This is a genomic window from Psychrobacter sp. AOP7-B1-24 (genome assembly GCF_052376215.1).
GTDB lineage: Bacteria > Pseudomonadota > Gammaproteobacteria > Pseudomonadales > Moraxellaceae > Psychrobacter.
Genome location: NZ_JBQSVL010000103.1, coordinates 1 through 7,413, shown reverse-complemented (window position 1 = coordinate 7,413; position 7,413 = coordinate 1). Strand labels below are relative to the sequence as shown.

Genomic DNA, 7,413 nt, shown 5'->3' with positions numbered 1-7,413 from the left:
AAACCTGTATATGATGGGGCGTTAGCTCTATTATATACAGGTTTACGTAACCGCGCTCTTGACAGAGGGTCTGCTATCTTTAATATGTGGGAAAAGCATTAGGCTAAAAACTCTAATCCTGAAACAAAAACTCTAATTTTGATAATTTAGGCTCTAAAAAGAGGTTAAAAGACTCAGATAATTATATTTGTAACAATTTTACCGCTTTACTGACTCTGTAAAACCGTATTTGATTAAGTAGGGTAGGTATTTTTTATAATGCTCAGGCATCTGCAATTCTTTGTTGATTATCATTTTAGCTTCCTCTGTAGTTTTGACAGGCATATTTCCCACCAATGCGTGCTCGACTGCCAGTTTGAAATCAAACTTCTTCGCCTGCGCTTCTGTTAAACAACGGCTTTTCTGTTCTATTTTTTCTATCTCTTTGCTCTTAGCCGCTCTATCTTTAAAGGCGAATACTATCTCGGTAACTTCCCGTCCTGCCTTATTTTGGGTAAAAGATATATCTAACGTGGTTTGCGCTTTGATCTCTTTAATAGCGGGTTTCAATACGTACTGCTTGAAATCACTTATGCTTTTATATTTATCTTCACAGTTGAACTTCTCTCGCAAATATTTAACTGTATAAGCTTTCTTCTTACCTTTAAGGTGTAAGTTACTAGATATTAATTCGAACAATATAAGACCATACGACCCCAAATTAACGATGCTTTGGCGCTCATACTTAGTAAATGGGTGGCTTTTATCAAATACTGTCAGCATTTGCGTTACAGTTTCCGTCAACGTCAACTCAATCTTGCCTTGACCTGAAATATAAGCACACTCTGCAACCCATGATGAACCACGCCTATATTTCTTATCATCCGCTTGGAAATCCCAGAACCAGAACGCTTTTTCAAGCAAACTATCAGCTATTTTTTCTAGTGTCTTATATCCTGTAGGGTTGCTTTTACCATACTCTTTAGCAAAATCTGTAGCCTTAACGGTAAATGTACGTTGATGTTCATCTATGTCTACAGCCTTTCGTACTAGATGTGACATATACATCATTAAACGCCGTTCATTGGTATCTAAGTTAGTAATCGCATTTAGCATCCTATTCTGCATAACAACCATATTTTCACCATAAATATAGTCCAACTTACCATCTAGAACGTCCTTATCTTCGATATTTGGCGTTTTATCTTCATTTTGGTAGATAGGTGACACTTTGTATTTAAAATCGAAATCTGGGGCTTTGAGAGGCTCTTTTATTTCTATAATTGCATCCAAACCGTGAAGTTCTTGCATATAGTGTATAAGCTCAGCTCTTTCTGGGTCGGTTAGCACTCTGTCTGGCTCAACGCTATATATTTTTTGCTTATCCATAATTACCTCAAAATCCTATTTCAGGTAATACTAGCACTATTGTAAGAAAATCAAAAGTTATTTTCTTACAATACTGCCTTGCACTCGTACTATTAGTTCCTATTCTTCGTACTATTTCGTTAAAACACTGCGTATTCTTCGTACTATCAGTTCCTATTCTTCGTATAATAGAAAAAAAAAATCGTCTGAAAGCTTTGTACTACATGGCTTACAGCGTAATGTATAAAAGCGTATAAAGTTGTTAAATCTTTATTAAATCAATAAAGACTTTTGACTGTGGATAAATAAGGATAATAGGGATAAAACTATAAATAAGTACATACACTTGGTATATATATGCCTATAGAAACGAACTACGGTATATTAGTCACGTTTACTATAAGAACAGTAATTGGTATTGAAAATAATCTATTGAGGCAGTAAGAAAGTATGAGTTTAGACTATCAGCATATTCGTGAGCAGTTACACCGTATAATCCATGACTACAAAGACGCTGAGGGATATGAAAGAGGTCAAAGTCAGAACTTTTGGACACAGATATTTAACGCTTATGGTGTATCTGGTCAAGTACAGTCAAAAGCATTTGAACATCGCTTAAAAGATGATAAGTCACAAAAATATGTAGATGCCTTTATTCCTAAGCTGGTAATGATTGAGCAAAAAAGTCGTGGTATTGATCTCAATAAAGCCTATAACCAAGTCAGTAAATACTATGAGCGCCTAAGCGCAGCAGACAAGCCAAGATATATTGTGCTGTCTAACTTCGATGAGTTATGGCTATTCGATATTGAAAACCCTTTAAATATTAAAGAATACAAGTGTCCGCTTGCTGATCTCCCTAAAAATGCTGAATGGTTGGACTTCTTAGCACCAAATGCGGCAATGGCTGAAATCGTTGAAGAAAACCCGATTAACCGTCAAGCAACTGAAATGGTCGCTAAGTTACATCAAGCGTTTATCTCCGATGGGGTTAATGCCGATGAATTAGCATTATTCTTAACTCGCCTGATCTTTTGTTTTTTTGCCGATGATACCGGCATTTTTGGGCAAAAAAATCTGTTAGATGGGTTGCTGAAAAATGAGGCAAGAAGTGACGGTAGCAATCTCAATGAAGTATTTACCACGCTGTTTGATACTCTAAATACAAGAGATCGCTCTAGCCGTTTACCTGAAAGCTATGCTGCCTTTGCTTATATCAATGGTGACCTATTCTCTCAGTCAATCCGTATCCCTTATTTTGATGAAAACCTATACAACCTAGTCGTTCAGTGTAACAATCTTGATTGGAGCGAGATCAGCCCTGCTATCTTTGGCTCAATGTTTCAAAGCGTACTAGATATAGACGATAGCGCTACCAGTGACGACAAGCGCCGTGAGTTTGGTGCTCATTACACCAGTGAAAAAAATATTTTAAAGGTAATTAACTCGCTGTTTTTAAATGATCTGCGCGATGAGTTCTCAAAGTGCGCCAAAGATAAGCCAAGAGCACTAAAACTCTATGAAAAACTTCCTACATTAAAATTCTTTGATCCAGCTTGTGGCTGTGGCAACTTCCTAATCATTGCTTACCGCGAGTTGCGCCTGTTAGAAAATCAGCTAATCGCACAGATTTACGGTGAACAAAGAGGGCTGCTTGATATTAGTAGTATGTGTAAAGTCACCGTTGAGCAGTTTTATGGCATCGAGATTGAACCACACGCAGCTCATATCGCAAGGGTAGCAATGTGGATCACTGATCATCAGTTAAACCAAGCCACTGCGGAGCTGTTTGGAACTACACGCCCCACAACTCCCATTGTTTATAGTCCACACATTACCGAGGGTAATGCCTTACAAATTGACTGGGAGGACGTTCTAGCAGCCAATGAGTGCGATTTTGTAATGGGTAATCCACCTTTTGTTGGATATGCCTATCAAAATAAGAGTCAAAAAGCAGATATGGTTTCTGCTGCTAGCAGTGTAAAAAAACATAAGTCCTTGGACTATGTAGCAGGGTGGTATGTTAAGGCTATGCATTATATGCAAGCAGTAACTAAAGAAAATCACCATATTGAGACTGCTTTTGTATCAACTAACTCTATTGTACAAGGAGAGCATGTAGCATTACTTTGGCAGTATTTGCTTAAAGATTGTGGCGGATACATTAATTTTGCCCATCATACCTTTAAGTGGACAAATGAAGGTAAGGGCGTGGCAGCTGTGCAATGCGTTATCGTTGGTTATTCAACTGTTGATCATAAAGAGAAAACTATATTTAACTACGAGCATATCTCTGGTGAACCTATACCGAAGAAAGCAAAAACGATAAATGGTTATTTAATTGATGGGGCACTGGTATTTTTTGATAGGACAAAAAAACAAATATCCAATGAATACCTTATGATTAAAGGTAGTCAGCCTACAGATGGTGGTAATTTGTTATTGTCTAAAGAAGAATATGATGAATTAATAAGCAAAGAACCTTTGTCAAAAAAATACTTGAAACCATTTTTAGGGTCTCAAGAGTTTCTAAATAACATTGAACGTTGGTGTTTGTGGTTTGAGGATTGTGATCCAGTTATATTAAACAAAGACTTAGCTGAAATGCCAATGATTAGGCAGCGCCTTGAGAATGTCAAAACAATGCGTAGTAATAGTACGAAAAAAACAACTCAAGAATTGGCTTCTTCCCCTCATCTATTTGGAGAAAAAAGACAACCTAAAGAAGGTAATTACTTACTTATACCTAGGGTAACTTCAGAAAACAGAAAGTATAGTCCAGTCGGTTTTCTGGATAGTAATACAATCTGTGGAGATGCGGCTTTTAGCTTGTTAAATGCTAGCTTATACCATTTTGGTACGTTATCTAGCAGTATGCATAACGCTTTTATACATCTAGTGGCTGGTCGTTTAGGAAGTAGTTTACGTTATTCAAATACAATAGTTTATAACAACTTTATGTACCCATTAATGGCGCAAGATGACAGCGACATAGCAACCAAAGCTCGGGGTAAGATAGCTGAGGCAGCCCAAGCAGTTTTAGATGCTCGTAAGCTATATCAAGATGTTAGCGAGGACTCACCTAGCTTAGCTAAACTATACAACACCTATATGATTGATCCTTACCCTGAGTTAACCAAAGCGCACATCGCCCTTGATAAAGCAGTAGATAGAGCTTATGGCTACAAGGGTAAAGGCGACGATGCCAGTCGAGTTGAGTTCTTACTAAAGAGAATTGCTGATATTTGATATTTTCTAACAATGGCCAAAATATAATGTAGTTGTATCAATTAAATCACCTCAAGATATCTTGGGGTTTTTTTATATTGTACGTTGTAGTATGTTGTATATTGTATTATACTACATACATATAATACAAAAGATACGTATTTAACCATACAAAATAAAGGATGACCGTCATGGCGATCAATATTCAGCAGATTCATGCAATCGCTGACCAGTTACAAGATCAAGGCATTAAGCCGACTCTAGCAGAAGTGCGTAAGGCGCTAGGCGGTGGTTCGTTTACGACTATCAGTGAGGCTATGAAATCATGGCGGCAGGATAATAGAGAGGAAGAACAACTAAGACAGGTGGACTTGCCAAGCGGTATCAACGAGCGTTTACAGTCTCTAGGGGCAGACGTGTGGCAGACAGCTATTAATATGGCTAATGATCGGTTGGTCAAAGAGCGTGAGGCTTTAGATGCAATCAAGGTTAAAGCACAAGCTGAAACGGACGAGGCGCAAGAAGCGGTTAAGACCTTAGAAGGTGAACAGTCTGATTTATTAGGGCAACTGGACGAGGTGACGGCGACCGCAGAGACGGCAGCTACAAAGTTAGAGAAGACCGAAGCTGAACGTGACACATTTAAAAAGACGTTAGACGCTACTGAGCATCAGCTAGAGCTTGAACGTATTAAAGCGGATACCGCGCAGACACAGCTTGCAGAGGTTCGCAGCGCACTAGATAAGACATCGGCAGACTTGGCTGCTAACTTATCTAAGGTGACTAAACTTGAGACTATAGCTGACAGTAATAAAGCAGAGATTGAGCGCTTGAAGTCAGAGCTTGCAAATACTAAGACTGAGTTAAAGACAGTAACCGCTGAGCGCAATGAGATACAGACTAAGACCGCAGAAGTTAAAGGGGAGCTAAAGGCTATAACTGCTGAGCGTAACAAGCTATCAGAACAGAGTGATCAACTGACTCAAACACAAGCTAAGCTTGAAGTGGAACACAGAGTATTAAATGAGAAGTATAGTGAGTTATCAAACAATTACCTATCAGAGCAGGAACAAGTGACGGCATTGCGAGCGGAACTTGAAAAAACTCAAAGCGAATTAGCTACCTATCAAAACCAAAATAAGAATCAGAATGCTGATTAAGCGAGGGCACTCTAAGTTAGACTCACAAGCTCGGTCTGTACGTATTACGTGGGGCGAGTGGTGCTAGGGTACTTTCCTCATGATCGACTGCTGTTTCTACTTCTTGCTTAGTATGTGAATCCGTAATATTAGCAGGCATATCCTCAGTGCGATATTTCTCAGCCTGTTCGTACTGCAACTGTTCTTTTTCAGGGTTGGTAAGCAAAGTTAAAATACGCTCATTGTCGCTCTGTGAAAGGCTTTCACGTAGCACCTTGTTATTTACACGGTCATCATCTATGCCTATAAGGTGTTGGGTGATGTTGTCGATTATATCCAGTTGTCTTTGATTGAAATCGTCTTTTGGGTCAGGCTCAGGGTTTGGCATTATGCCACCGCTACCCCAGTCACTTTTCTGTATGTATGCCTCCCATTTTCCGAAACCGTGCATACTATTGTACTTCTGTATCGCTTGCTCTATAAGTTCTCTAGGCGGCTTACTAAGGACTGTATTTGCTCGTTCTGCGAGTCTATCAAAGATGATTGTTTGCTCGTTAAGCTCAGTAATTCTTGGTTTTGAGTCAAAAGGGGTTGGAGCTGATTTCGATAGCCAGCTATTTGCTTTGCGTAGCCATTTATCAGCTGCATCCATTCCTTTGTTTGCTTTGTTTGCTGCTGTATTTGCTCGCTCTGCTGCTTCATTGTGGCCAGTAATATAACTATCTGCTGCTGACTTAATAACGGCTCGGTTTCGTTCTTTGATAACATCGTTTTCATTCCTTACATCAGTTTGAATTCCATATCTAGAAAGGGCTGTGGCGTTCTTACCCTCTTTTTTCTGCGGTATAATATCAAGCCCTAACTCTTTATAAGATTTATGGCTAATGGGCGCTATTTCATGTTGTGCCAGTCGTTCATTGACCATATCCGCCCACATGCTGCGGACTTCTTTGATATAGTCGCCACCGTTAACCATGCCATTATCTTTGCGCCACTTCTCAGACCTTTCGCTATCTGCCTTTTCGCCCAGCAACAGTTTACCGTCTGCGGTTAGCTTGGCTTTGCGTGTCGTAAACATAATATGCGCGTGTATATTGCGGTTGTCGGGTTCGCTCGCCTTTACGTCATTGACCCTCGTTAGTTCGGGTTTCTGTGTATCGGGGTCATACGACTCGATATAATCGGCTTTAGGCTTATAGTTGTTAATGGTTGGCTTATGAATACAGTAATCGCCAATCACCCCTAAATCATTGGCTAGCTTCTGGGTGAACTCTGCGGTTAGTTGCTCGTTTTCATCATCTGATAGTTCGCTTGGTAGCGATAAAAGCCACTCGCGAGCTAGTCTGGCCGTCTGCTTTAAACGGCTACCCTTGACGCTTCTAGTAGTAGTTTCGTGTTGTTCGACACTGCTCCATAGATCTTGTCTATTGATCGAAAATCCTTGGTCATAAAGCTCACTGGGTAAGATTATGCTTTTGGCTAATACGCCATGCTTTTTGGTGTAGTCGTGAGTGGTAGCAGATGGGTTAAGTTTGTTGGTATCGGTCAGCTTTTCGCCTGCTCGATAGGCAGCAGCGGCAACAACATTTTGCCCTTTTGATCTACTGATATGTTTGGTTTCAGCTCGGAAGATAGCCATTTTTTGAGCCTCTGCGGTGGTGGTTTTTTGGGGTTTGGGGTGTCCCCAACGCGTTTATGT

Annotated in this window: 4 protein-coding genes; 2 read left to right on the top strand and 2 right to left on the bottom strand. The window is 39.8% G+C overall.

The genetic code is table 11. The features are described 5' to 3' along the window. Positions 1-198: 198 nt before the first annotated feature. Positions 199-1,368, bottom strand: a complete 1,170-nt coding sequence (locus ACT3QP_RS13575) for a replication initiation protein (RefSeq protein WP_443216009.1) — start codon at positions 1,366-1,368, stop codon at positions 199-201. Positions 1,369-1,797: 429 nt separating this feature from the next. On the opposite strand from ACT3QP_RS13575, the gene ACT3QP_RS13570 reads away from it, so the two are divergent. Together ACT3QP_RS13570 and ACT3QP_RS13565 are read left to right on the top strand one after the other, a co-directional pair. After that, positions 1,798-4,596, top strand: a complete 2,799-nt coding sequence (locus ACT3QP_RS13570; protein WP_444525870.1) for a DNA methyltransferase — start codon at positions 1,798-1,800, stop codon at positions 4,594-4,596. A 170-nt stretch (positions 4,597-4,766) separates the two neighbouring features. After that, on the top strand, positions 4,767-5,735 hold the full coding sequence (locus tag ACT3QP_RS13565; protein WP_443216007.1) for a DNA-binding protein: 969 nt from the start codon (positions 4,767-4,769) through the stop codon (positions 5,733-5,735). A 22-nt stretch (positions 5,736-5,757) separates the two neighbouring features. On the opposite strand, the gene ACT3QP_RS13560 is transcribed toward ACT3QP_RS13565, so the two are convergent. After that, on the bottom strand, positions 5,758-7,353 hold the full coding sequence (locus ACT3QP_RS13560; protein ID WP_443216008.1) for a MobA/MobL family protein: 1,596 nt from the start codon (positions 7,351-7,353) through the stop codon (positions 5,758-5,760). Positions 7,354-7,413: the final 60 nt, after the last annotated feature.